Annotated in this window: 22 protein-coding genes; 12 read left to right on the top strand and 10 right to left on the bottom strand. The window is 65.6% G+C overall.

Annotated features, from left to right (window positions below):
* Positions 1–110: 110 nt before the first annotated feature.
* The 4 genes from PQR53_RS18395 to PQR53_RS18380 form a co-directional block, all read right to left on the bottom strand.
* Positions 111–818, bottom strand: coding sequence for a hypothetical protein (locus tag PQR53_RS18395; protein WP_408456934.1), 708 nt, complete (start codon positions 816–818; stop codon positions 111–113).
* 47 nt (positions 819–865) lie between these two features.
* Entirely contained in the window at positions 866–1,777 is a 912-nt protein-coding gene (locus PQR53_RS18390) for a substrate-binding domain-containing protein (protein ID WP_408456546.1), read from the bottom strand.
* A 32-nt stretch (positions 1,778–1,809) separates the two neighbouring features.
* A complete protein-coding gene (locus PQR53_RS18385) occupies positions 1,810–2,229 on the bottom strand; it encodes a c-type cytochrome (RefSeq protein ID WP_408456544.1) in 420 nt (139 codons plus the stop codon).
* 162 nt (positions 2,230–2,391) lie between these two features.
* Positions 2,392–4,209: a methanol/ethanol family PQQ-dependent dehydrogenase gene (locus PQR53_RS18380; protein ID WP_408456541.1), complete on the bottom strand. Its 1,818-nt coding sequence runs from the start codon at positions 4,207–4,209 to the stop codon at positions 2,392–2,394.
* Positions 4,210–4,626: 417 nt separating this feature from the next.
* On the opposite strand from PQR53_RS18380, the gene PQR53_RS18375 reads away from it, so the two are divergent.
* Positions 4,627–5,025, top strand: a complete 399-nt coding sequence (locus PQR53_RS18375; RefSeq protein ID WP_408456539.1) for a 4a-hydroxytetrahydrobiopterin dehydratase — start codon at positions 4,627–4,629, stop codon at positions 5,023–5,025.
* Positions 5,026–5,162: 137 nt separating this feature from the next.
* Here the strand turns inward: PQR53_RS18375 and PQR53_RS18370 are convergent, their stop codons facing one another.
* Positions 5,163–5,288 (bottom strand): hypothetical protein, encoded by a 126-nt coding sequence (locus PQR53_RS18370; protein ID WP_408456537.1) that lies wholly within the window; start codon positions 5,286–5,288, stop codon positions 5,163–5,165.
* Between the two features lie 50 nt (positions 5,289–5,338).
* Between PQR53_RS18370 and PQR53_RS18365 the strand changes: the two genes are divergently transcribed.
* From PQR53_RS18365 to PQR53_RS18330, 8 genes are all read left to right on the top strand, one after another.
* Entirely contained in the window at positions 5,339–6,364 is a 1,026-nt protein-coding gene (locus PQR53_RS18365) for a beta-ribofuranosylaminobenzene 5'-phosphate synthase family protein (RefSeq protein ID WP_408456534.1), read from the top strand.
* 118 nt (positions 6,365–6,482) lie between these two features.
* The gene (locus tag PQR53_RS18360; protein WP_408456532.1) at positions 6,483–7,409 is read left to right on the top strand and encodes an NAD(P)-dependent methylenetetrahydromethanopterin dehydrogenase; all 927 of its coding nucleotides are present in this window, start codon (positions 6,483–6,485) and stop codon (positions 7,407–7,409) included.
* 10 nt (positions 7,410–7,419) lie between these two features.
* The gene (locus PQR53_RS18355; RefSeq protein ID WP_408456530.1) at positions 7,420–8,637 is read left to right on the top strand and encodes an ATP-grasp domain-containing protein; all 1,218 of its coding nucleotides are present in this window, start codon (positions 7,420–7,422) and stop codon (positions 8,635–8,637) included.
* Positions 8,600–9,640, top strand: a complete 1,041-nt coding sequence (mch, locus tag PQR53_RS18350; RefSeq protein ID WP_408456527.1) for a methenyltetrahydromethanopterin cyclohydrolase — start codon at positions 8,600–8,602, stop codon at positions 9,638–9,640. The genes PQR53_RS18355 and mch overlap by 38 nt, the downstream gene beginning before the upstream one ends.
* Before the next feature lie 83 nt (positions 9,641–9,723).
* The gene (locus PQR53_RS18345; protein WP_408456932.1) at positions 9,724–10,677 is read left to right on the top strand and encodes an ATP-grasp domain-containing protein; all 954 of its coding nucleotides are present in this window, start codon (positions 9,724–9,726) and stop codon (positions 10,675–10,677) included.
* Positions 10,670–11,542: a triphosphoribosyl-dephospho-CoA synthase gene (locus PQR53_RS18340; protein WP_408456525.1), complete on the top strand. Its 873-nt coding sequence runs from the start codon at positions 10,670–10,672 to the stop codon at positions 11,540–11,542. The genes PQR53_RS18345 and PQR53_RS18340 overlap by 8 nt, the downstream gene beginning before the upstream one ends.
* A 153-nt stretch (positions 11,543–11,695) precedes the next feature.
* Positions 11,696–12,205 carry a formaldehyde-activating enzyme gene (gene fae / locus PQR53_RS18335; protein ID WP_408456523.1) on the top strand — a complete coding sequence of 170 codons (510 nt, stop codon included), beginning with the start codon at positions 11,696–11,698 and terminating at the stop codon, positions 12,203–12,205.
* A 123-nt stretch (positions 12,206–12,328) separates the two neighbouring features.
* The gene (locus tag PQR53_RS18330; protein ID WP_408456520.1) at positions 12,329–12,754 is read left to right on the top strand and encodes a hypothetical protein; all 426 of its coding nucleotides are present in this window, start codon (positions 12,329–12,331) and stop codon (positions 12,752–12,754) included.
* A 99-nt stretch (positions 12,755–12,853) separates the two neighbouring features.
* Here the strand turns inward: PQR53_RS18330 and PQR53_RS18325 are convergent, their stop codons facing one another.
* On the bottom strand, positions 12,854–13,348 hold the full coding sequence (locus tag PQR53_RS18325) for a dihydroneopterin aldolase (RefSeq protein ID WP_408456517.1): 495 nt from the start codon (positions 13,346–13,348) through the stop codon (positions 12,854–12,856).
* 363 nt (positions 13,349–13,711) lie between these two features.
* Between PQR53_RS18325 and PQR53_RS18320 the strand changes: the two genes are divergently transcribed.
* Genes PQR53_RS18320 through PQR53_RS18310 form a run of 3 tightly spaced genes read left to right on the top strand, consistent with a single transcriptional unit; the run spans position 13,712 to position 17,711 of the window.
* Positions 13,712–15,757: a sigma-54-dependent Fis family transcriptional regulator gene (locus tag PQR53_RS18320; RefSeq protein WP_408456515.1), complete on the top strand. Its 2,046-nt coding sequence runs from the start codon at positions 13,712–13,714 to the stop codon at positions 15,755–15,757.
* Positions 15,754–16,350, top strand: coding sequence for a flavoprotein (locus PQR53_RS18315; protein ID WP_408456513.1), 597 nt, complete (start codon positions 15,754–15,756; stop codon positions 16,348–16,350). Before PQR53_RS18320 ends, PQR53_RS18315 begins: the two co-directional genes overlap by 4 nt.
* On the top strand, positions 16,329–17,711 hold the full coding sequence (locus PQR53_RS18310) for a DUF6513 domain-containing protein (protein ID WP_408456510.1): 1,383 nt from the start codon (positions 16,329–16,331) through the stop codon (positions 17,709–17,711). The genes PQR53_RS18315 and PQR53_RS18310 overlap by 22 nt, the downstream gene beginning before the upstream one ends.
* Before the next feature lie 20 nt (positions 17,712–17,731).
* Here PQR53_RS18310 and rpe read toward each other — a convergent pair whose 3' ends face one another.
* From rpe to PQR53_RS18290, 4 genes are read right to left on the bottom strand one after another with little or no spacing between them, the layout of a single operon-like run.
* On the bottom strand, positions 17,732–18,442 hold the full coding sequence (gene rpe, locus PQR53_RS18305) for a ribulose-phosphate 3-epimerase (RefSeq protein WP_408456507.1): 711 nt from the start codon (positions 18,440–18,442) through the stop codon (positions 17,732–17,734).
* 55 nt (positions 18,443–18,497) lie between these two features.
* Positions 18,498–19,535, bottom strand: coding sequence for a class II fructose-bisphosphate aldolase (gene fba, locus PQR53_RS18300; RefSeq protein WP_408456504.1), 1,038 nt, complete (start codon positions 19,533–19,535; stop codon positions 18,498–18,500).
* 52 nt (positions 19,536–19,587) lie between these two features.
* A complete protein-coding gene (gene tkt, locus PQR53_RS18295; RefSeq protein WP_408456501.1) occupies positions 19,588–21,639 on the bottom strand; it encodes a transketolase in 2,052 nt (683 codons plus the stop codon).
* A gap of 58 nt (positions 21,640–21,697) precedes the next feature.
* Positions 21,698–22,570, bottom strand: a complete 873-nt coding sequence (locus PQR53_RS18290) for a phosphoribulokinase (RefSeq protein WP_408456498.1) — start codon at positions 22,568–22,570, stop codon at positions 21,698–21,700.
* Between the last annotated feature and the right edge of the window lie 64 nt (positions 22,571–22,634).

The following is a 22,634-nucleotide window of genomic DNA, read 5'->3' as shown; positions in this document are numbered from 1 at the left end:
TCCCTAAGGAAGTCAGACAGTTGCGAGACGGCGCGGGATGCACCAGCGTGCCGCTTCAGGTGCCGCTTCAGGTGCCGCTTCAGATGCCCCCGCCCGTCCGCCAGCGTGCGCTAACGGCTTGCTCTCGGCGCGTTGGACGGCTTCGGCGGCGCTTTGGCCGGCGGCGGCAAGGTGCGCAGGGCAGCCTGGAAGCTCAGCGTCTCCGTGTGCGCGGGATGCGCGAAGTCGTTGTTCGCGCCAGGCAGGTCGGTGCGAATCAGCAGGACCTGGCCCGGCACGTCGTCGGCGAGCAAAAAGGTGTAACGCTTGGCCGTGTATTGCGCGAAGCGCTCTCCATTCGGATCGTTCAGGTACGGCTGCACGACGATGCGCCGCGCTCGGACGGACTTGCCGGCGGCCTCGCTCGTCACGGCCTCGATGCGCGGCCCGGCAGCGAGCGCGAGGCGCAGCCGCTGCTGAAAATAACGGCGCTGGCCGCCCGTCAGGCCCTGCATCTCGGAGATGTCGCGCTCCAGAAAATAGATGATCACCGGATTGCACTGAAGCCCGCCCGTCGGCAACGGCACGTTGCCGCTATGGTCGGACACCTGGGCGTCGCCTTTCGCGTTGTCCGGGCTGAGCACCAGCACCTTGACGAGGTCGGCGCTGCGCGACGGCTGTTCGGAGTTGACCACCGCGTAGTCGAGCTCGGTCTGTGCGGCGACTCCGTGCAGGTGATCCGTCGTGAAGATGAGGTGCTCCGCCGGCGTGATGTCGTCGCTTCCCGGCGTCCCCGCTGCGCGCGCGACGAGCGGCACGACGCACATCGTCCACATCATCCATGCCGCAATCGCGCGAAGCCAGCCGCTTCGTGGCGCCGTGGCCGTCATGGCGACGCATCGCCGGACTTCGATGCCGGCACGTCGACAGGTTTGAGCAGCGGCACCTGGTAGCTGGTCAGGATGCTGTCGATCTTGTCGTGGTTCGCGCCGATCCACTGATCCACCTTGTCTTTCCACGCCTTCTCGCCATAACGGACACCCATCGAAATCGTATAGTCGAAGCGGATGCCGGGCCCGGCGGGAAACGGCACGAGCTTGACCGTGTCGCCGGCACGTTTGGCGAAGTAACCCGCGATCGGCCCCCACAGAAACACCACGTCGACGTTGCCCGCGCGCAGGTCCTGCTCGATCATCTGGCCAGGATATTCCTGTGGATCGCCGCTTTGCACCTGGTACGAGACCGCCTGATCGATCAGATCGTGGCTGAGCAGCCAGTCCACCGCGGGGGTCTGCGAAAAGATCCCGAAGCGAAGTTTGCGCAACTGCTCCGGCGGCAATTTGAGCAGGTCGTCCGGCGTGTTGATGCTGGCGAATTCGGGGCGCTTCGCGAACACCATCGCGTAGGTCGAGCGCAGATACGGCTGCGTCGTCGAGGTCATGTCGTACCCCTTCGGCACGCCGATGATCAGGTCGCACTTGAAGCGCTCGCTGCCTTCCGCCTTCTCGCGCAGCGTGTGACGCACGAAGCCCATGCGCTGCGGGAAGTAGGTGTACTCCAGTTTGTAGCCGAAGTCGCTGGCCATCTGGCTGGCGATCCGGTTCTCGTAGCCCTCGCCCTTGTTGTTGGACAGGGGCATGTTGTTCGGGTCGGCGCACACTCTGAGCACGCCGTCCGCGCCGTCGTTATTAGGCAGTATCGGACCGTCCGCCTTGACCGCGGCGCTCGCGAGCGCCGCGCAGCAGAGCGCGGCGGCGATCAGCGTGGCGTGGACGGACATGCTTCTTTTATGACGCATCGTGAGCCTCCGAAAGAGTAGCGGCGCCGGCCTTATTTGGCATCGATGGCCTGGAGATCGCCCGGCTTGATCTGTCCATCCGAGCGCCCTTTCAGATAGGCATAGAGGTTTTCCCAGTTCTTCTGCATCATCTGGCTCGTGCTGAAATCAGGCATGCCTTTGTCCACCCGGCCGCCGAACACCGTTCGATGAAACTCGTCCTTGTCCAGAGTCTTGAAAGCGTCGATGAGCGACGGTCCGACCATGCCTTGTTGCTGCGCTCCGTGGCAGCGTTCGCAAGCGAGCGCGCGCCATGTTTTCCAGCCCTGCAGCGTATTACTGTCGACCTTGCTACCGTCGACCACCTTGTATGCGACCTGAGCCACCGAGGGATTGTTCTGCGCGTATCCGACAGGTAGCAGGACGAGTGCCGCAGGCAATGCCGCGAGCAACAAGATTGATCGGCCTTTCATGCATGTGCCTCCTTCGATATGAGCGGCGCCCTGATGCGCTTCATGAACGCATCGGCGAAACGGGCGCGCGCGGGAATGATTCGACCGCCGCACGCAACGGTCGGCCGGTGCGCCCTGCTGCAACAGACGCGCCGGCCGTGCGTATCAGTGCGCCCCGGTCATTCAGCCTTTTTCACCGGGAATCGCGAACACGAAGAGCGTGCCGCCGAGCGCGGTGTACTTCGCCAGTTCACGATAGCCACCGACCGCACCCAGACCTTCGGTTGACTTTTCCAGCCCGGCCGCCATGCCGATACCGGCCCAGCCGCCGATGCCCGAGTACACGCCGATGAACTGCTTGCCCTGATACTCGTAGGTAAAGACGTTGCCGATAATCCCCGACGGCGTCTTGAAGCGCCACAGTTCCTCGCCGTCCTTGATCCGGACCGCCTTGATGTAGCCTTCGAGCGTGCCGTAGAACGCAACGCCGCCAGCGGTGGCGAGCACACCCGACCAGACCGAGAATTTCTCCGGCTTCGACCAGACTATCTTGCCCTTGCTCGCATCCCACGCGATGAAGTTACCCATCGAATTGTTGTCGTTCGGGCCCGGATACATCGACAGCGTGGCGCCGACATACGGCTGTCCCGACACGTAGTCGACATCGAACGGCTCGTAGTCCATGCAGACGTGGTTGGTCGGCACGAGGAACAGGCTCGTCCCCGGATCGAATGCCGCGGGTTGCTGGTCTTTGGTGCCGAGCGCTGCCGGGCAAATGCCCTTCACGTTGTGATCGGAGCCTGCTGCCTGAGTCGAGTACGCCGCGTTGCGAATCGGCAGGCCGCTCTTCATGTCGACGCGGTCAGCCCAGTTCACCGCCGGATCGAACTTTTGCGCGACGAGCAACTGTCCGTTTTCACGATTGAGCGTGTAGCCGAAACCGTTCCGGTCGAAGTGAACGATCGCGGGCACCTTCTTGCCGTTGATGTTCAGGTCGGACAGGATCATTTCGTTGACGCCGTCATAATCCCATTCGTCGTGCGGCGTCATCTGGTAGACCCATCTGGCCTCGCCGGTATTCAGGTCGCGCGCGAAGATCGACATCGACCACTTGTTGTCGCCCGGACGTTGCGACGGGTTCCATGTACCCGGATTGCCAGTGCCGTAATAGACAAGGTTGAGTTTAGGGTCCCACGCATACCAGCCCCACGTGGTTCCGCCGCCCAGTTTCCACTGATCGCCCTTCCACGACTTGAGCGATGAATCCGCGCCTACCGGCACCATCTTCCCGTCGGCGTAGGTCATCGTCTTCTGCGGGTTGATCAGCATCTCGCTGTCGGGGCCCGTGCTATAAGCCGTCCAGGCCGGCTTGCCGGTCTTGATGTCATAAGCAATGAGACGCCCGCGCACGCCGAATTCGCCGCCCGAGATACCGGTCAGCACCTTGTCGCCGAATACGTGCGGCGCGTTGGTGTTGGTTTCACCCGCTTTCGGATTGCCGTTCTGCGCGGTCCAGACCACATCGCCTGTTTTCGCGTTCAGGGCCACGAGTTTGGTATCGGCCTGTTGCAGGAAGATCTTGCCGTCGCCGTACGCGAGACCACGGTTGACGGTGTCGCAACACATGACGGAGACGACCTGCTCGTCCTGTTTCGGTTGATACTGCCAGATGAATGTCTGATCCTTCAGGTTGAGGGCGATGACCTTGTTGGGGAACGGCGAATGGATGTACATCGTGTCGCCAATCACGAGCGGCGCGCCTTCATGGCCGCGCAGCACGCCGGTCGACATGGTCCATGCGACCTGCAGCTTGCCGACATTGTTCTCGTTGATCTGCTTGAGCGGGCTGTAGCGGTGATTCGCATAATCACCCGCCTGGGCCGCCCAGTTGGATGGATTTTTCATCAGGCCGTCGAGCTGCGAATCGGCTTGAGCGGCGATAGCGCCAAAACCTGCCGATGCGAGGATCGCGAGCCCAAGAACCACAGTGCGTAAGTTCATGTCTCCTCCAGAATTGTCCTGCTGTTCAACTCACGAATGACCCACGCTACCTCATCGCATCGTGCGCGCCTTCTCGAGTGCAGGTAACGATCAACGCCCTATCCCGATTCGATGTCGGGCTTCGCGGCGCATGAAGGGCCAACGCATATTCCATGCCGGAAAGTAACGACGGTTGCCTGCATCCCGTACGCGCGCCCCTCGACTCCGGTCGCGCTTCGCGCCGCAGCCATTGCGTCCTTCGAGATCGGCCTCACGGATTGACGACCTTGACCGGTTGCGCCAGGGAGGGCGACACATACTGTGTCACTTCCGTGATACGAAACGTGTCCTTTGCGCGTCGCGACTCGCGCAATTGGCCCGTCACTTGCATCAACCTGTAGTTCGGCGGGCGGTTCCCGCATCCGAGGAGCAGCGGTCATGGCAAACGCAGAGCAGGTCTATTCCGACGACGAGGTCCAGCAACGCCTCGTCGGTCCGCTCCAGCACTGGTATCTCGAGGACGGCTGGCTGCGGCGCAAGTACCGCACCGAGGGCTGGAAGGGAACGCTGATGGTGGTCAATACGGTGGGGCATCTCGCCGAGGCCGCCTGGCATCATCCGGATTTGACGGTCTCCTACGCATTCGTCACCGTGAAGCTCAAGACACATAGCGCCAAAGGCATCACGGACAAAGACTTCGCGCTCGCCACAAAAATGGAATCGGTGATCCAGTGGCAGCCCGGCCTGGAAGAGGGGCCGCTCGAGGGCACGCCGTCCGACGATCAGCGCTTCCGCTATATCAAGTACGACGCGCCGAAAACCGCGCAAGGCGGTTGAGAGGCAACTGAAGCGCCGCCCGTGGCGCGCGTTCCGGCGAGCGGACGCCTGCCGCCGGTCGCCCGCTGCAACAGCAGGTGACACAGTGCACCTTCGGCGTCACACAGCGTCCACGCGCCCGCGAGAGAGCACGGCACTCAGCGGGTCGCGCGGCGGCCTGGAACAGCCACGGCGGCCATGGTCCGCGCCTGGTACGGCTTCTGCTTGAAGTCGCCCGGCGCACTGCGGTTATGGCCTGCTGTTGTGGCGTGCGCCGGATTCATTGGCGCCCTCCGGCCAGACCCTGTTCAGCGCACCCACAAGGACACTTGCGATGCCGCTTCAGATTCGCCGCCTCCCGCCTCACACGGCCGTGACAATCGAGGCGCCCGCGCGCCTGCATCTGGGCTTTCTCGACCCGAACGCGTCGCTCGGGCGCGCGTTCGGCAGCCTGGGACTGGTGATCGACACGCAGGGCACACGGCTCGAAGCGCGCGTCGCGGAGCGCGAACAGATCGACGGCGCCGTGACCGAAGCGGACCGCGAGCGCATCACGCTTTGCCTGGCGCGGCTGCAGGCCGCTTACGGACCGACGCCGGTCGCGATCAACGTCATTCGTGCGCCGCGTGCGCATACCGGCCTCGGCTCCGGCACGCAGCTGGCGCTGGCCGTCGGCACTGCGTTCGTGCGCCTCGTCGGCCACCCAGCGAGCAGCGCCGAGCTGGCCAGCCTGCTTGGGCGCGGCGCCCGATCCGGCATCGGCATCCTCGGTTTCGAAGCCGGCGGCCTGCTGCTGGACGGCGGCCCGGCCGGCGATCTGCGCCAGAGCGCACCGCCGCTGCTCGCGCGCCAGCCGTTTCCGGACGAATGGCGCGTGCTGCTCGTGAGCGATCACAGCCGCGAAGGTTTGCACGGCGCGGAGGAGCGCCGCGCCCTCGCCTCGCTTGCACCGTTCCCCCAGCGGCTCGCCGCGCACCTGTGTCATCTGGTGCTGATGCGGATCCTGCCGGGCGCCGCGGAATGCAATTTCGCGCCGTTCGCGGACGGCCTCACCGAAATGCAGCAGACCATTGGCGAATACTTCGCCAGTGCGCAAGGCGGGGTATTCGCGAGTCCCGACGTCGAGCGCGTGTTGCGCGCGGTCGCCGCGCAACGAGCCGCAGGCATCGGCCAGACTTCGTGGGGACCGACGGGTTTTGCGATCGTCGCGAGTGCGCGCGCGGCCGACAGCGCGCTCGCCACCGCGCAAGAAGCGGCACGCGCCATGCCCCACATCGAATGCGCGATCGTCGCGGGACGAAATAACGGCGCGACCATCCGCAGCGCCGAGGCGCGCGCCCAGCGGATCGACGCCGCATGACGCCATCTCCCATCTATCCCCTCCCGGCCGACACCCGCCACGGCAGCGCTGCCGACGCGCCCCCATGAGCCCGGCGCTTCGCCGTCCACGAGAACGCCACTGAAACGAGCCTCCTGCCATGTCCGAAACCATCGAAAGGCCTTATATCCTGCACATGTTCACGGCCACGCCGCAGATGAGTCCGTTCGACGTCAACATGGCGGCCGACGCCGGCTACCAGGTCATCGTGCCGTATTGCTGCGTCGACACCGGCATGGTGGCGAACCTCACACAGGACGCGATTTTTTCCCGCGGCCCTAAAGGCGTGTCGCGCACCGGCATCTTCATCGGCGGACGCGACGTGATGCAGGCCGCCGACATGCTCGACACCGCGCGCAAGGCCATGGTCCCGCCGTTCGAAGTCTCGGTGTTCGCCGATCCGAGCGGCTCGTACACGACGGCGGCCGCGCTCGTCGCGCTGGTCGAACGTCATCTGGGCAAGCAACACGGCATGGAACTCGGCGGCAAGCGGGTGCTGATTCTCGGCGGCACCGGCGCAGTCGGGCGCGTGGCGGCGGCGATGGCCGCCTCGCGCGGCGCCGACGTGACGATCGCGAGCCACCACAGCCACACTCGCGCGCTTGGCGTCGCGGCCGAAATCAACCAGCGTTTCGGGATCGTGACCAACGGCATCAGCACGGCGACACCAGACGAATTGCATGGCGCGCTGGCCGATGCGGAGATCGTGCTCGCCACCGCGCTCGCGGGCGTCCAGGTGGTCAGCAGCGCGGATCTGGCGCATGCCAGGCGTCTATTGATCGCCGCCGACGTCAACGCCGTGCCGCCCGAAGGCATTGCCGGCGTCAACGTGATGAACGACGGCAAACCGATCGACGGCATCCCAAATGCGGGCGCGGTCGGCATCGGCGCGCTGGCGATCGGCAACGTCAAGTATCAGGTCGAACACCGGCTGTTCATGCAAATGCGCACAGGCGGCAAGCCGGTCTACCTCGGCTTCCCGCAAGCGTTCGACGAGGCCCGCGCCGTCGCGGCCGGGCTCGGCTGAGCCGGCCATCATGAAGTCGCGCCAGCCGCTGTCGCACGCGCCGTTCGTCGCGGTAGCCGGCCTGTCCGCGCGCCTGCTCGCCCAGTCCGCGGCGCGCGCGGGAATGCGCGTCGCCGCGCTGGATATCTTTGGCGACCGCGAGACGCGAGACGCGTCGGAACTCTGGTTCGATATCGGCGGCGGCGCACTGGCGATCGACCGGACCCGGATCACCGACGCGCTCACGCGCGTCGCGCGCCTGCCGCATTTGCTGGGCTGGATCGGCGGCGGCGGGCTCGAGCCCTTGATGGCGCAACTGGGCCGCGAGCCCGGTTTGCCCAGATTCATCGGCAACGATGCCGAGGCAAGCGCCGCGGTACGCGAGCCACGGCGCTTTTTCGCGCTGCTCGACGCGCTGCGAATTGCGCATCCCGCCGTCTCGTTCGAGCGGCCCGTATCGCCCGCGGGCTGGCTGTTCAAAGATGCGTATGGCTGCGGCGGTACGCACATCAAGCCGGCCGCGACGCTCGACGCAGACGCCGTGCCCACGCAGGGCTATTTCCAGCGAATCGGCAACGGCCTGCCGCTGTCGGCGCTATTCATCGGCGCGCGCGGCCGCGCGCACCTGATCGGTTTCGCGAGGCAACTGACCTGCACGCTGGGCGATCTGGCGTTCGTGCATGCCGGATCGATCGGCCCGATCGATCTGCCGCCGCAGCTCGCGGCGCGCGTGCAGGAAGCGCTCGACGCCCTCTGTGCGCACACCGGCCTCGTCGGCATCAACAGTTGCGACTTCCTGCTCGAAGGCGACGCGTTCGACGTGCTCGAAATCAACGCGCGGCCTTCGTCCACGATGGCGCTTTACGAAACCGCGTCGCCCGATGCGTGGCCACGCGGACTACTCGCATGGCACCTCGATGCATGCCGCTGCGGCCGGCCGCCGCCGGGCGCGAGCACAGCGTTGGCCCGTCAGCCGCGCTGGTGCGCCGGGCAGCAGGTGCTATTCGCGCCCAGGCCGTTCACCGTGTCGACCGGCTTCTCCGAGGCGTGCCTGCGCGATCCCCAGTGCCGCGACGTGCCGATGCCCGGCACGCGCGTCGACGCGGGGCAACCCGTCTGCACGCTGCTCGTGCGCGCGGCGTCGGAAGACGCGGTGCGGCGCGCGCTCGACGCGCAGCGTGCCTGCGTCGTACAACGAATCGAAACCTGCGATGAACCCGACCATGCCTGCATCCCATACCCCTCCTGAGGCTTCCGAGCAGTCCGCCGCGCCCGGCGTCAACGCGTTGAGCGAGCGGCTCGTCGCCCGGCTGGTCGACGATGCGGCGCGTCTGAATGTCGCGATCATCCGTACGGCCGGCGGAACGGTGATCGCGGATGCCGGCGTCCACGCACGCGGCAGCATCGACGCCGGGGTGCTGATCGCGCGCATCTGCATGGGCGGCCTCGGCCACGTCGCCGTGCGCTCGAACTTCGACGCGGCGCCGCTGTGGCCCACCATGATCGACGTGCGCACGTCGTCGCCCGTGCTGGCCTGCCTCGGCAGCCAATACGCGGGGTGGAGCCTGGCGGCGACCAAGGAGCAGACCGGCGGCAAGAAGTTCTTTTCGCTGGGTTCCGGTCCCGCGCGCGCGCTGGCGGTCAAGGAGCCCTTGTTCGCCGAACTGGGCTATCGCGAACACCACGATCGCGGCGTGCTGGTGCTCGAAGTCGACCGCCTGCCGCCGCAGATCGTCATCGACAAGGTGTTGCATGATTGCCACCTCGCGCCCGAACGGCTCACGCTGATCGTCACGCCGACACAGTCTGTCGCGGGAACGGTACAGGTCGTGGCGCGCGTCGTCGAAGTTGCATTGCACAAAGTGCACGTGCTCGGCGTCCCGCTCGACGAAGTGGTGGAAGCGGCGGGCTCTGCGCCGTTGCCGCCGCCCGCGCCGGACGGGATTCAGGCGATGGGCCGCACCAACGACGCAATCCTCTATGGCGGCCGCGTGCATCTGAGCGTGAAACACGATGAAGTCGCGCGACGCCTGGCCGACGCCTTGCCTGCCGCCAATTCGCGCGATTACGGCCGGCCCTTTGCCGACATCTTCACGTCGTTCAACTTCGACTTCTATCAGATCGATCCGGCGCTGTTCGCGCCCGCCGAGGTCTGGGTGAGCAGCCTCGAAAGCGGCGCGACCTACCATGGCGGGCGGATCGAGAGCGGCTTGCTACAGGATCAGTGGGGCGGCAAGTCCGTCGCGCCATGACGCCCATGCAAAACGGCGCGAATCCGAACGCGGAGCCGGACGCGAATCCCGGCGCCACTCCCACGGCCGTGCGCATCGCGATCATGACCGATGAAACCGGCTGGCACACCGGACGCCTGAAGAAAGCGTTCCGCGCGCGCGGCGCCGAAGCGCGCTGTGTCGATCTCGCGGATTGCCGGATCGACACCACGTGGCAACCCCACGGGCTGGTGCTACCCGGTTTTGGCCACACGCTGCCTGACGCGGTGTTCGTGCGCGGCATCGCCGGCGGCACGTTCGAGCAGGTGACGTTGCGGCTCGGCATTCTGCATGCGCTGCGCGAATCAGGCGTGCCGGTGTACAACGATGCCCGCGCGATCGAGCGCAGCGTCGACAAATCGATGACCAGCTTCCTGCTGCACCGCGCCGGCGTGCCGACACCGGCCACCTGGGCCTGCGAATCCGCGGCGTTCGCCCAGCGCGTACTGATGCGCGAAGCGGCGGCCGGGCGCCAGGTCGTGCTCAAGCCCCTATTCGGCTCACAGGGCCACGGGCTCAAACGGCTCGGCGCGCGCCGCGGTTTGCTCGCGCCATTGCCCTCGCTGGCGCGTTACCAGCAGGTCGCTTACCTGCAGCGCTATGTGCCCGGCCGACGGCCCGGCTTCGACTGGCGCGTGCTGGTCATCGGCGGCCAGGCCGTTGCGGCGATGCGGCGGATCGGCGGCAAAGGCTGGATTCACAACTTCGCACAAGGCGCTGCCTGCGAGCCGGCCGAACTCGACCTGCCGCTCGCGCAAACCGCCGTGCAGGCCGCCGCCGCGCTCGGGCTCGACTACGCCGGCGTGGACCTGATCCCCGATCCCGACCATGCCGCGCGCCCGCTCGTACTCGAAGTCAACGGCGTAGCGGCATGGCGTGGGTTGCAATCGGTCACGCCGGTCGACCTCGCTGCGGCACTTGCCGACGACCTGCTCGATCGCAAGCTGGCAGTGCCGCGACGCCTCGTCGAGCAGGCCGGGGAGCCAGCCTGCGTCGCGTGGCCCGGCCGTCATGCCTGAGGCCCGCGCGATCCCGCCCGAACCGGTTCGTGCGGCGTTCCTCGCAGCCTGCGCACTTGACGTAGCCACACCCAAACCCGGCAACGTCAGCGTGCATAGCCCCGGGCACGGCATGAGCGCGGCGCAGTTCCTCGCCAGCGCGGACGCCGCGGCCGACGCGCTTCTCGCACGCGGCGCACCGGTCGGCCTGCGCATTCTCGATGCGGTCACGCGCACGCGCGAGGCGGTCGGCTGCAACACGAACCTCGGCATCGTGCTGCTGGTCGCACCGCTCGCCGCAGCCCTCGATCACGCCGGGCGAGCCCCGTCCGCGCAAAGCTGGCGTGAAGCCACGGCAAACGTACTGGCGGCTCTCGATGTCGACGACGCGCGCCTCGCCTACCGTGCAATCGCCCTCGCCAATCCGGGCGGCCTTGGCGAGGCCCCCGAACAGTCGGTCCACGCGCCACCGACCATCGGCCTGCGCGACGCGATGTGCCTCGCCAGCGAACGCGACAGCATCGCGCGGCAATACGCAAACGGCTTTCGTGACATCTTCGAAACCGGCCTCGCCGCCTATGGCGAAGCGCCACCCCATGCGCCCGAAGTAGCGATGCTCAACGTGTTCCTCGCCTTCCTCAGCGGCTGGCCCGACTCTCACATTGTGCGCAAACACGGCATGGCGCTGGCGCAGAGTGTCACGCTTGCGGCGCGCGAACAGCGCGCGCAGTGGCGGAAAACGCCGCTCCAATCGCAACGCGCGCCCGCCTCCGCGCAACTCGATGCATGGGATGCCGAGCTGAAGGCTCGCGCAATCAACCCCGGCACCAGCGCGGATCTGGCGGTGGCCACGCTGTTCGTCGCCGGCTGCCTGAAAGCGCGCTAGTGGACTCCCGCCACACTGCCCGCGCCGCGCGTTGGCACGAAAAATGTTAGTTAGTACCACCGTGCATCACCACGCTGCCGTGCGATGCAGACTCGGAATGACAGCAGGCAGCGGCCAGTCAGCAGGTCCGTACTCACACACCGGAGGAACAGAATGGCCAAGATCAACCGCGTCATGATCGGAGAGTCGCTCGTCGGCGACGGCAACGAGGTCGCGCATATCGACTTGCTGATCGGACCGCGAGGTTCGGCTGCGGAAACCGCATTCTGCAATGCACTCACCAACAATAAGGATGGCTTCACTTCTTTGCTCGCTGTCGTCGCGCCGAACCTGCTCACCAAGCCGAATACGATCCTGTTCAACAAGGTCACGATCAAGGGCGCGAAGCAGGCTGTCCAGATGTTCGGCCCTGCGCAGCATGCGGTTGCCCTTGCGGTCGCCGACAGTGTCGAAGACGGCACCATTCCCCAGGACGAGGCCGACGACCTGTTCCTGTGCGTCGGTGTCTTCATTCACTGGCAGGCGGACGACGACAAGAAGATCCAGCAGTTCAACTATCAGGCCACGCGCGAGGCAATCAAGCGCGCGGTCAACGGCGAACCGAGCGCGGCGGAAGTGGTGGCGCAAAAAGGCAACGTCTCGCATCCGTTCGCGCCAAACTGACGAGGGGCGATGAGGGGAGGCGACGCGGCGGGGTCGCCGGGACCGCCTCCTCACGCACCCATTCACGCTACTGACAGCCAACCAGTTCGTGAAGCAGTCCCAATGCTCTGACAGAGGCACGCAATGACCATAAAATGCCGGGCCGTAAGATGCCGCGCGCTGCTCGCCTTCACCTGCCTGGCGCTAGCGGGGCCGCTCGCCTGGGCGGGCAGCGCGGCGCCCAGGCCGTCCGCTGCGGCGGGCGGCTACAACTATCCGACCGAGGGCCGGGTGGAATACGTGCTGACTTGCATGGACGACAATGGTCACGATTTCGCGAACGTCTATAAATGCTCGTGCGTGATCGACAAGATGGCCGCAGCACTGCCGTACGACGAGTTTGTCGGCCAGTCGACCTTCTCGAAGTACGCGACGCTCGGCGGCGAAGGCGGCTCGGAATTCCGCGTCGACCATGCGAAGGCGCAAACGAAGAAATTCCGCACGCTGCAGACGGATGCGTATCAGGCGTGCGGACTGGGTCCGCAGAAAACGCCCACAGTCGCGAAATGATGCAGTGCACACAGATGCCGTGCGGATGATGTAACGCTGACGGCGCCGCCGCGCCGTCTATCCCTCCGTGCTGTTCAATTCAATTCAGTTCAGTTCAGTTCAATTCGGCACCAGCCCTTTCCCAAGCGATGCGTAGCTGACAAGGCCGGCACCTTCCGCCGGCAAGTCGCTGCGGCGTCGTTCGATCTGCACGCCGACGGCCGCCACGTCGTCGAATTTCGCCGGCTTGGCAAGGGACACGCGCACCCAGTGAGCGCCGAAATCGGCAATCAGCAATTGCGCAATGGTCTCCGCTAGCGCTTCGAGCAGGCGGACCCGATGCGACGCGAACAGCGCAAGCAGCGCTTCGCGTACCGCTGCATAGTTGACCGTATCTTCGATCCGGTCCGTCGTGCACGCGCGAATCGCAGGTACGCCGATTGCGAGGTTCACGCGCACGGGTTGTGGCACGTGCAGCTCGCTGCTGTCGATACCAATGACCGTCTCGCCTGTGAAGTTTTCGATGAACACGATATCCAAGCGCTCGGACAACGCGCTGGCGTCGGAGCCGATGCTGGGGAAAGCGGCAAGGCGAACGGTATCGATACGATCCATGGTGTACTCCGCCGCGAGGCGGCTCTGGTTAGAGCGTTAAAAAAGCCGATCAAAGACGGCTGGAACGGCAGGCGGCACACTGTGTGCCGAAGCTGCAACACGCCTGCGGCGTTACGTCCGTCATTGAGGCAAGCAATCGGTAAAAGCAAGTATCGGGCGCAGTGCATAGAGATAATGCGACTTCTTGTTGAACCAAACCGCCATCGGGCGTACAGTTTTAAGGCGCCGCCAAATAGCACGGCCGGTCGATCAGGCGTATGCGAACGCAAGATGTCGCAGCGTCAGGGGAATACAGGATCAAAAAAGCGGCATTCGTGGCATGCTTAATAGTGTGTCCGAAATGACGCAACGGAGACAAACCCCATGTCGTTGCTCGCTGACAGCAATACGCACGTCCGAGAGGTATTGAACGTCGTCAATCATCAATTGACGACCCGCCCGACGAGCGAATCCGTCGCCCAATCGTGGGCGCGCTGCATCAACGAATTTCAGCTTGATCCTTCCCGTTTCGTCACCCCGCCCGTCCTCACGCAGTACGAACTAAGCGCACGCCGCGAAGCGCTCGGCGATCTGATCGCCTGTTCGAAACTCGAGATGACGACGCTCTATCAGCAACTGGCCGACCCCGAACTTGCGGTCGTGCTGGTCGATTCAGGCGGCGTGATCATTCATCAGGTGTCGTCCGTGCCGTTTGCCGAGGCGGTCGCCGACGACGGCTTCCGGATCGGCGCGCTGTGGAGCGAGCGCGAAGCCGGCACCAACGGCATGGGTACCTGTCTTGCCGAGCGCGACTGCATCGCCGTCTGTCAGCACGAGCATTTTTATCCGCGCTATACGTCGCTCACCTGCTCCGCCGCGCCGATCTTCGACGACAGCGGCGAGATTGCCGGCGTGCTCGACGTCACGAGCCGCTCGAAGCTGCTGCAGCAGCACTCGCTGGTACTCGTGGGCATGTCCAGGCAGATGATCGAAAACCGTTTGCTGGATGCGCGTTACCGCCACGCGAACATGATTCATTTTCACAGCCGCCCGGAATTCGTCGGCACCCTCCACGGCGGCAAGCTCGCGGTGGCGGACGACAGCACGGTGCTCGCCGCGAATCGCAGTGCGCTGTTCCAGCTCGGCTTCCGCTCGCTCAGCGAACTGCGGGGCCGGCGCATCGACGAGGCCTTCAATGCTTCGCTGGAAGACATGATCGCGCGCAGCATCCGCGGCTCGTTCCATCCAGTCACCGTCTATAGCGCGAATGCGACGAATCGCTTCTTCCTCGTCGCGCAGACCCCGCAGAACAGCGCCGGGCGAGCCACGCGGGTGCTCGTGACCGATTCGTCAGCGCGCAGCAAGGCGCCCGACAAACGCGCGGTGTCGCCCAAGCTCGACGAGATCGCGCACCTGGAGTTCGGTGACCCGCGCATGGCTTCGCAGATCCAGTTGGCCGCGCGCGTGATCCAACGCAAGATTCCGATCGTGCTGAGAGGGCAAACCGGCACCGGCAAGGAAGTCTTCGCGCAAGCGCTGCATAGCATCAGCCCACACGCCGACGGCCCCTTTGTACCCGTCAACTGTGCGTCGCTGCCCGAGAACCTGATCGAAAGCGAGCTGTTCGGCTATCGCGCCGGCGCCTTCACCGGCGCACAGCGCGAAGGACGGCGCGGCAAGATCGTGCAGGCCAACGGCGGCACGCTCTTTCTCGATGAAATCGGCGACATGCCGCTCGCGTTGCAGGCGCGCTTGCTAAGGGTCATCGAGGAACACGAGGTCACGCCGCTCGGCACTGAAACCACCGTCAAGGTCAATTTCCAGCTGATCAGCGCGAGCCACCGCAATCTGCTCGAACTCGTGCATGGCGGGCAATTCCGCGAGGATCTGTATTACCGGCTCAAGGGTGTCGAGCTGAATCTGCCGGCGCTTCGCGACCGGCTGGACAAGCTGCCGCTGATCCACCACCTGCTCGCCAATGAAACGGACGATCCGCCCGAACTGACCCCGGAAGCGGAACACGCATTGCTGACTTACGACTGGCCCGGCAACATCCGGCAACTGCGGCACGTGTTGCAAATGGGCGTCGCGCTCTCCGATGGGCAGCCGATCCGTTGCGAGGACTTGCCGCCCGAAATCACGCAACGCGCAGCGGCCATGGACCTGCCGACCGCCCTGCGCCTCGCCACCGCGGACATGGACGCACATGCCGCCGACGACGCCGACATCTCCGCGCTCAACGCGATCCAGTTGAACGAGCGCGAAACCGTGCTGTCGCTGCTCGACGAGCACCGCTGGAACGTCAGCAACGTCGCCAAGGCGCTCGGCATCAGCCGCAACACGTTGTACCGGAAGATGCGCCGGCTGCACATCCGGCTCTCGCATGAAGGCTCGCCGTCCGACGGAATGCCGCTCGACCTCGACGCATGACCCACACGCCCGCACGCGATCTCGCCGACTTCAAGCCGGACGCGCGCTTCGCGTGGTGCGTGACCGGCTCCGGCCATCTGCTCGAAGAATCCATCGCGCTCGCGCTGCAATTGCCGCGCGTGGATCTCTTCCTGTCCGCGGCCGCCGAGGAAGTGCTGCCGCTTTACGGCTGGCCGCTCGAAAAATTGCGCGAAAACTTTCGCGTGCTACGCGACAACAGCGCGAGCGGCGTGCCGGTCGGGATGCTTTATCACGGTGTCTATCACACGGTCGTGATCGCGCCCGCCACCAGCAACACGGTCGCCAAATGCGCGTACGGCATCTCGGATACGTTGCCGACCAACATGTACGCGCAGGCCGGCAAGCAGTGCATCCCGGGCATCGTCTTTGCATGCGACACCGAACCGACCGTGGTGACGCACAGCCCGGATGAATGGGTCGAACTGCGTCCGCGGACGATCGAACTCGACAACGTTGAGCGCCTGTCGCGCTTCGAATATACGACGCTCGTCCGCTCGCTCGACGAACTCAAAGCGGCGCTCGATCAACGCCTGTCGACCCTCGATCTCGCATGGACCACATCCTCTTCCTGACCGGCCGGCTTGCGCAACCGAGCCTGTTGCGCGTGCTCGACAGCATGGCGCCGACGCCGTTCAGCTGGGAGGTCCGCGAAATCGGCCTGCAGGTCGCCGCGTTGATGACGGCCGACCTGATCGTGCGCCGCGTGCCCGTGCCGCTCGATGCACAGCGGGTGATCGTGCCGGGGCGCTGCCGGGGCGATCTCGACATGCTGGCCAATCACTATGGCGTGCCGTTCGAACGCGGCCCGGAAGAGGTCAAGGATTTGCCGCAGTTTTTTGGCCGCAAGGCGCAGCCGTTCGATTTGAGCCGTTACGAAACGGAAATCTTCGCGGAGATCGTCGATGCGCCGCGCCTCGACCTCGCCGGCATCGCTTCGCGGGCGCGCGAGTATGCCGCCCAGGGCGCCGACGTCATCGACATTGGCTGCCTGCCCGAAACGCCGTTTCCCCATCTCGAAGACGCGGTCCGGCGGCTCAAGGCCGAAGGCTATCGGGTGAGCGTCGATTCGATGCACACCGACGAACTGCTGCGCGGCGGCCGCGCGGGCGCCGACTATCTGATGAGCCTGAACCTCGACACGCTGTGGATCGCCGACGAGGTGCCGTCGACACCGATCCTCGTCGCGCGCGAACCCGGCGACCCGGCCTCGCTCGATGCCGCGATCGACCAGCTATCCGCGCGCGGCCGCGCATTCCTTGCCGATCCGATTCTCGACCCGATTCCGTTTGGGCTCGCCGCGTCGGTTGCGCGCTACGTCCGGCTGCGCGAACGTTATCCCGAGATCGCGATCATGATGGGCGTCGGCAACGTGACGGAACTGACCGAAGCCGATACGAGCGGAATCAACGCGGTGCTGCTTGGCATGGCCGCCGAACTGCGGATCGCCGCGGTGCTCACCACCTCGGTGAGCCTGCATGCGCGTCGCGCGGTGCGCGAAGCCGATGTCGCGCGCCGCGTGATGCATGCCGCGCGCGACGCGCAGGTGCTGCCGAAAGGGATCAGCAGCGATCTCGCGACCGTCCACGCAAAACGTCCCTTTCCGTATAGCGCCGACGAAATCGATGAGCTTGCCCATGGCGTGCGCGATCCGAATTTTCGCGTGCAGGTCAGCGCCGAAGGCATTCATGTCTACAATCGCGACGGCCACCGGCGCGGCGACGATCCGTTCGCCCTCTATCCGCAGCTGAATCTCGAGAACGACGGCGGCCACGCGTTCTATATGGGCGTGCAACTCGCGCGCGCGGAGATCGCCTGGCGGCTCGGCAAGCGTTTCGATCAGGACCAGCCGCTCGACTGGGGCTGCGCGCTCGACCGGCCCGAAGAAGACCTTCTCGTCTGGCAGGCGCCCGGCGAAACGATGAAGAAAGGCTGACGGGCTCGACGGCCGCCCAGTCACCCGGCCATTTCCGCCATGCCGGTGTTTTCCTTCACGGTACCCAGCTCGTCGCGCAGCCGCGCGATCGCCTGAGCGCGATCGGCGGCGCCGAAAACGGCCGAGCCGGCGACCAGCACGTCCGCGCCCGCCGCGGCGATCCGCGCGATGTTCGACGCCTTCACGCCACCGTCGACTTCGATCAGCAACTGCCGCCCGGTACGCTGCATCGTCGTATCGACCCGCTCGCGCAGCAGCCGCAGCTTGTCCAGCGTTTCCGGAATGAACGCCTGGCCGCCGAAGCCCGGATTGACCGACATCACGAGCACGACGTCGAGCATTTCCATCACGTGATCGAGCACCGCGAGCGGCGTGCCGGGGTTGAGCGCGAGGCCCGCGCGTGCGCCGTGGGAGCGGATCAGTTCGAGGGTCCGGTGCACATGCAGCGACGCCTCGGGATGAAAGCTGATCAGATTCGCGCCCGCCTCGGCAAACGCGCCGACGAGTGGGTCGACCGGCATGGTCATCAGATGCACGTCGAACGGCAGCTTTGTGTACGGCCGGATCGCCGAGCACACCAGCGGGCCGACGGTGAGGTTCGGCACGTAGTGGTGGTCCATCACATCCAGATGGATCCAGTCCGCGCCGGCCGAGGTCACGTCGCGAATCTCGTCGGCGAGACGGGCGAAATCCGCCGACAGCAGCGACGGGGCAATCAGGAATTCGCGCATCACCTTCTCCTTGCAAGTGCTCAGTGCTGAATGCTCAATGCTCATTGCTCGTCGCTCAGTGATAGCGGTGCGCCATCGCATCGAGCGGGAGCGGTTTGATACGGGCCGCCTGGCCCGCGCAGCCGAACGCCTCGAAGCGCTCGACGCAGATCGCGCTCGCGGCCGCCGTCGCGGCCTTCAGCGCGGCGCGCGGATCGAACTCGGAACGCGCATTCGCCAGCGATTTGCGCATCGCGCCGCTCATCGCGAGCCGGATGTCGGTGTCGATATTGACCTTGCGCACGCCATGCGCGATGCCGCGCCGGATCTCTTCGACCGGCACGCCGTATGTCGTCGGAATCTCGCCGCCGTATTCGCGGATCACCGCCAGCCATTCCTGCGGCACCGACGACGAGCCATGCATCACGAGATGCGCGTTCGGAATCCGTTCGTGAATGTCGGCGATCCGGTCGATCGCGAGAATCTCGCCGGTAGGCTCGCGGCTGAACTTGTACGCGCCATGCGAGGTGCCGATCGCAATCGCGAGCGCGTCGACGCCGGTTGCTTCGACGAAACGCCGCGCTTCGTCCGGGTCAGTGAGCAGGTCTTTGCGCGCCAGCTGGCCTTGCGCGCCGACGCCGTCCTCCTCGCCCGCAGTGCCGGTTTCGAGCGAGCCGAGGCAGCCCAGTTCGCCTTCGACCGACACGCCGACCGCATGCGCGGCGTCCACCACGCGGCGGCTCACATCAACGTTGTAGTCGTAGGCCGCGGGCGTCTTCTGGTCCGGCAGCAGCGAGCCGTCCATCATCACCGACGTGAAGCCCGAGCGGATCGCCTGCTGACACACCGCGGGACTTGCGCCGTGATCCTGATGCAGCACCAGCGGAATATCCGGGTGGGCCTCCAAGGCGGCCAGCACGAGATGGCGCAGATAGGGCTCGCCCGCATACTTGCGCGCACCCGCCGACGCCTGCAGGATCACCGGGCTGCCGGTGGCCTCGGCGGCCTGCATGATCGCGTGGATCTGCTCCATGTTGTTGACGTTGAACGCGGGCACGCCGTAGCTGTGTTCGGCCGCGTGATCCAGCAGTTGCCGCAGTGTGATGAACGCCATTGCCTACTCCTCGAGATGGAATCGAAACAGGATCGAAGCGGATCGAAACGACTCAGCGCGTGTCGTGCGCGACGCGGCGTGCTTCGTCCACCACGGCCTGCGCGCTCAGGTTGAAATGCCTGAACAGCGCTGCGGCAGGGGCAGATTCACCGAACGAATCGATGCCGACCACGCCGCCCTCGAGCCCGACGTATTGCCGCCAGAACGCGCTGACGCCCGCCTCGATCGCGACGCGCGGCACACCCGGCGGAAGCACCGCTTCGCGCCACGCGCGCGATTGGCGGTCGAACGCAGTGGTGGACGGCATCGAAACGACGCGCACAGCGATGCCGTCGGCTTCGAGCGGCGCAACCGCTTCGAACGCGAGCGCGACTTCGGAGCCGGTGGCGATGAGCACGACGCGTGACGCTTGCGGATGCGCCGCTGCGGCCGGCCAGTCGCGCAGCACATAGGCGCCCCGCGCGATCGCGGCAATCTGCTCGGCCGAGCGCGTGACGAACGGCAGGTTCTGGCGGCTCAGCAGCAAACAGGAAGGCCCTTCCCGTTCGACCGCACAGACCCACGCCTGAGCGGTCTCGACCGTATCGCACGGACGCCACACCTCCAGGCGCGGAATCAGCCTGAGGCTCGCCGCATGTTCCACCGCCTGATGGGTCGGGCCGTCTTCGCCAAGCCCTATCGAATCGTGCGTGAACACGAAGATCGAGCGTGTTCTCATCAGCGCGGCCATACGCAGCGCGTTGCGCGAATAGTCGGAGAACGTGAGGAAGGTGCCGCCGAACGGCAGGTAGCCGCGATGCAGCGCGATGCCGTTCATCAGCGCGCTCATGCCGAATTCACGCACGCCGTAGTGCAGATAGTTGCCCCGCTGCAGGCCGCCGTCGTCAGTGTGGACGTCGAGCGCGCCCGGCCAGTCCGTCAGATTCGAGCCGGTCAGGTCGGCCGAGCCGCCGAGCAGCTCCGGCAAGCTGCGCGCGAGCGCGGCGATCGCCTGTTGGGAGGCTTTGCGCGTCGCAATCGACTCGGCCGCGCAATCGGCGTCGCGCAACAGCGCACGCACCGAGTCGCGCCAATGGGCGGGCAGCGCGCCTTGCACGCGCCGTTCGAACTCGGCTGCCTCGTTCGGATAGTGCTTGCGATACGCTTCGAAATGCTCGCTCCAGTCGGCTTCGGCGGCCACGCCACGGGCGCGCGCGTCCCAGCGTGCGCGGATGTCGTCCGGAATCTCGAACGGTGGATGCGGCCAGCCGAGCGCCCGGCGAGTCCGTGCGACCTCGTCCGCGCCGAGCGGCGCACCGTGCACGTCGTGCGTCCCGGCTTTCGACGGCGCGCCCTGGCCGATCACCGTCCGGCAGCAGATCAGCGTCGGCCGGGCTGCGCTGCGCGCGCTTTGCAACGCGCGATCGACCGCGTCGACGTCGTGCCCGTCCACCTCGCGCACCACGTGCCAGCCATACGCCGCGAAGCGCGCCGGCGTATCGTCGGCGAACCATTGCTGGACATGACCGTCGATCGAAATGCCGTTGTCGTCGTAGAGCACCGTCAGCTTGTCGAGCTTCAGCGTGCCCGCGAGCGAAGCCGCCTCATGCGAAATGCCTTCCATCATGCAGCCGTCGCCGGCGAACACGTACGTACGATGATCCACGATCCGATGGCCGGGCCGGTTGAATTCCCGTGCGAGCAGCGCCTCGGCGAGCGCCATGCCGACACCGTTCGCGAGCCCCTGGCCGAGCGGCCCGGTGGTCGTTTCGACGCCCGGCGTGACCCCCACTTCAGGATGCCCCGGCGTCCTGCTATGCAACTGGCGAAAGCGCTTGAGTTCATCGATCGGCAGGTCGTAGCCGCTCAGATGCAGCAGTCCATAAAGCAACATCGAGCCGTGGCCGTTGGACAGGACGAAGCGATCGCGATCGGGCCATGCCGGGTTGCGCGGATTGTGCTTCAGATGACGGTCCCACAACGCGACGGCAATCTCGGCCATCCCGAGCGGCATGCCGGGATGCCCGGACTTCGCTGCTTCCACCGCATCGATCGCGAGCATGCGCAGCGCGTCGGCCATCAACTGGGTGGCGGGAATGGCCACCGTTTCTGCGACAGCACTCATCGAATCTCTCCTTGCAACATTGAGCACGATTTCCGGCGGCATAGGTCCGACGCGCGCGTCAGGCGCGCGCGCGCCGGTCGATCAGTTGAAGAATCATCGGCGTGAAGATCAGCTGCATCGCGAGTCCCATCTTGCCGCCCGGCACGACGATCACGTTCGGGCGCGACATGAACGAGTCGTGCAGCATCGTCAACAGATACTGGAAGTCGATCCCCTTCGGCCGCGCGAAGCGGATCACCACGAAGCTCTCGTCCGGCTGTGGAATCTCGCGCGCGGTGAACGGATTCGAGGTGTCCACCGTCGGCACGCGCTGAAAATTCACATGCGTGCGCGAAAACTGCGGGCAGATGTAGTTCACGTAGTCGGGCATGCGCCGCAAGATCGTGTCGACCACCGCTTCATGCGAGTAGCCGCGCATCGTCTGATCGCGGTGCAGCTTCTGAATCCATTCGAGGTTGATGATCGGCACCACGCCGATCAGCAGATCCGCATGCCGCGCGATGTCGACCTTGTCGGTGACGGCCGCGCCATGCAGCCCCTCGTAGAACATCAGATCGGTGCCGGGTGCGACGTCCTCCCACGGCGTGAAGGTCCCGCCATCCTGGTTGAAGCGCTGCGATTCGGTCGCATCGTGCACGTAGTGGCGCAACTGCCCCGTGCCGCTTTCGCCGTAGCGCGTGAAGAGCGCTTCTAGTTCTTCGAGCAGGTTCGCCTCCGGACCGAAATGACTGAAGTTGGGCGCACCGTCATGTTCATGTTCCTTCATGGCCGCCCGCATGCCGTTGCGGTCGTAGCGATGGAACGCATCGCCTTCGACGATCTGCGCGTTGATGTGCTCGCGTCGGAAGATATGGGTGAAGCTCTTCATGACGGTGGTGGTGCCGGCGCCGCTCGAGCCGGTCACCGCGATGATGGGATGTTTGACTGACATGCATTTGTCTCCGGATGGCAATGTTCTGGCCGCCTTCTCAACGGGCGATCCGCGTGGCCCTGGC

This window comes from Paraburkholderia fungorum (assembly GCF_046027605.1).
GTDB lineage: Bacteria > Pseudomonadota > Gammaproteobacteria > Burkholderiales > Burkholderiaceae > Paraburkholderia > Paraburkholderia fungorum_F.
This window is presented reverse-complemented; position numbering and strand designations above follow the sequence as displayed.

Bases quoted from the DNA above. Each gene is read 5' to 3' on its own strand.
- PQR53_RS18320 (WP_408456515.1), top strand. From the start codon at position 13,712: ATGTCGTTGCTCGCTGACAGCAATACGCACGTCCGAGAGGTATTGAAC.
- PQR53_RS18345 (WP_408456932.1), top strand. From the start codon at position 9,724: ATGACCGATGAAACCGGCTGGCACACCGGACGCCTGAAGAAAGCGTTC.
- PQR53_RS18325 (WP_408456517.1), bottom strand. From the start codon at position 13,348: ATGGATCGTATCGATACCGTTCGCCTTGCCGCTTTCCCCAGCATCGGC.
- rpe (WP_408456507.1), bottom strand. From the start codon at position 18,442: ATGCGCGAATTCCTGATTGCCCCGTCGCTGCTGTCGGCGGATTTCGCC.
- PQR53_RS18395 (WP_408456934.1), bottom strand. From the start codon at position 818: ATGATGTGGACGATGTGCGTCGTGCCGCTCGTCGCGCGCGCAGCGGGG.
- PQR53_RS18365 (WP_408456534.1), top strand. From the start codon at position 5,339: ATGCCGCTTCAGATTCGCCGCCTCCCGCCTCACACGGCCGTGACAATC.
- PQR53_RS18330 (WP_408456520.1), top strand. From the start codon at position 12,329: ATGACCATAAAATGCCGGGCCGTAAGATGCCGCGCGCTGCTCGCCTTC.
- PQR53_RS18370 (WP_408456537.1), bottom strand. From the start codon at position 5,288: ATGAATCCGGCGCACGCCACAACAGCAGGCCATAACCGCAGTGCGCCG.
- fba (WP_408456504.1), bottom strand. From the start codon at position 19,535: ATGGCGTTCATCACACTGCGGCAACTGCTGGATCACGCGGCCGAACAC.
- tkt (WP_408456501.1), bottom strand. From the start codon at position 21,639: ATGAGTGCTGTCGCAGAAACGGTGGCCATTCCCGCCACCCAGTTGATG.
- PQR53_RS18385 (WP_408456544.1), bottom strand. From the start codon at position 2,229: ATGAAAGGCCGATCAATCTTGTTGCTCGCGGCATTGCCTGCGGCACTC.
- PQR53_RS18355 (WP_408456530.1), top strand. From the start codon at position 7,420: ATGAAGTCGCGCCAGCCGCTGTCGCACGCGCCGTTCGTCGCGGTAGCC.
- PQR53_RS18315 (WP_408456513.1), top strand. From the start codon at position 15,754: ATGACCCACACGCCCGCACGCGATCTCGCCGACTTCAAGCCGGACGCG.
- PQR53_RS18340 (WP_408456525.1), top strand. From the start codon at position 10,670: ATGCCTGAGGCCCGCGCGATCCCGCCCGAACCGGTTCGTGCGGCGTTC.
- fae (WP_408456523.1), top strand. From the start codon at position 11,696: ATGGCCAAGATCAACCGCGTCATGATCGGAGAGTCGCTCGTCGGCGAC.
- PQR53_RS18360 (WP_408456532.1), top strand. From the start codon at position 6,483: ATGTCCGAAACCATCGAAAGGCCTTATATCCTGCACATGTTCACGGCC.
- mch (WP_408456527.1), top strand. From the start codon at position 8,600: ATGAACCCGACCATGCCTGCATCCCATACCCCTCCTGAGGCTTCCGAG.
- PQR53_RS18380 (WP_408456541.1), bottom strand. From the start codon at position 4,209: ATGAACTTACGCACTGTGGTTCTTGGGCTCGCGATCCTCGCATCGGCA.
- PQR53_RS18390 (WP_408456546.1), bottom strand. From the start codon at position 1,777: ATGCGTCATAAAAGAAGCATGTCCGTCCACGCCACGCTGATCGCCGCC.
- PQR53_RS18310 (WP_408456510.1), top strand. From the start codon at position 16,329: ATGGACCACATCCTCTTCCTGACCGGCCGGCTTGCGCAACCGAGCCTG.
- PQR53_RS18290 (WP_408456498.1), bottom strand. From the start codon at position 22,570: ATGTCAGTCAAACATCCCATCATCGCGGTGACCGGCTCGAGCGGCGCC.
- PQR53_RS18375 (WP_408456539.1), top strand. From the start codon at position 4,627: ATGGCAAACGCAGAGCAGGTCTATTCCGACGACGAGGTCCAGCAACGC.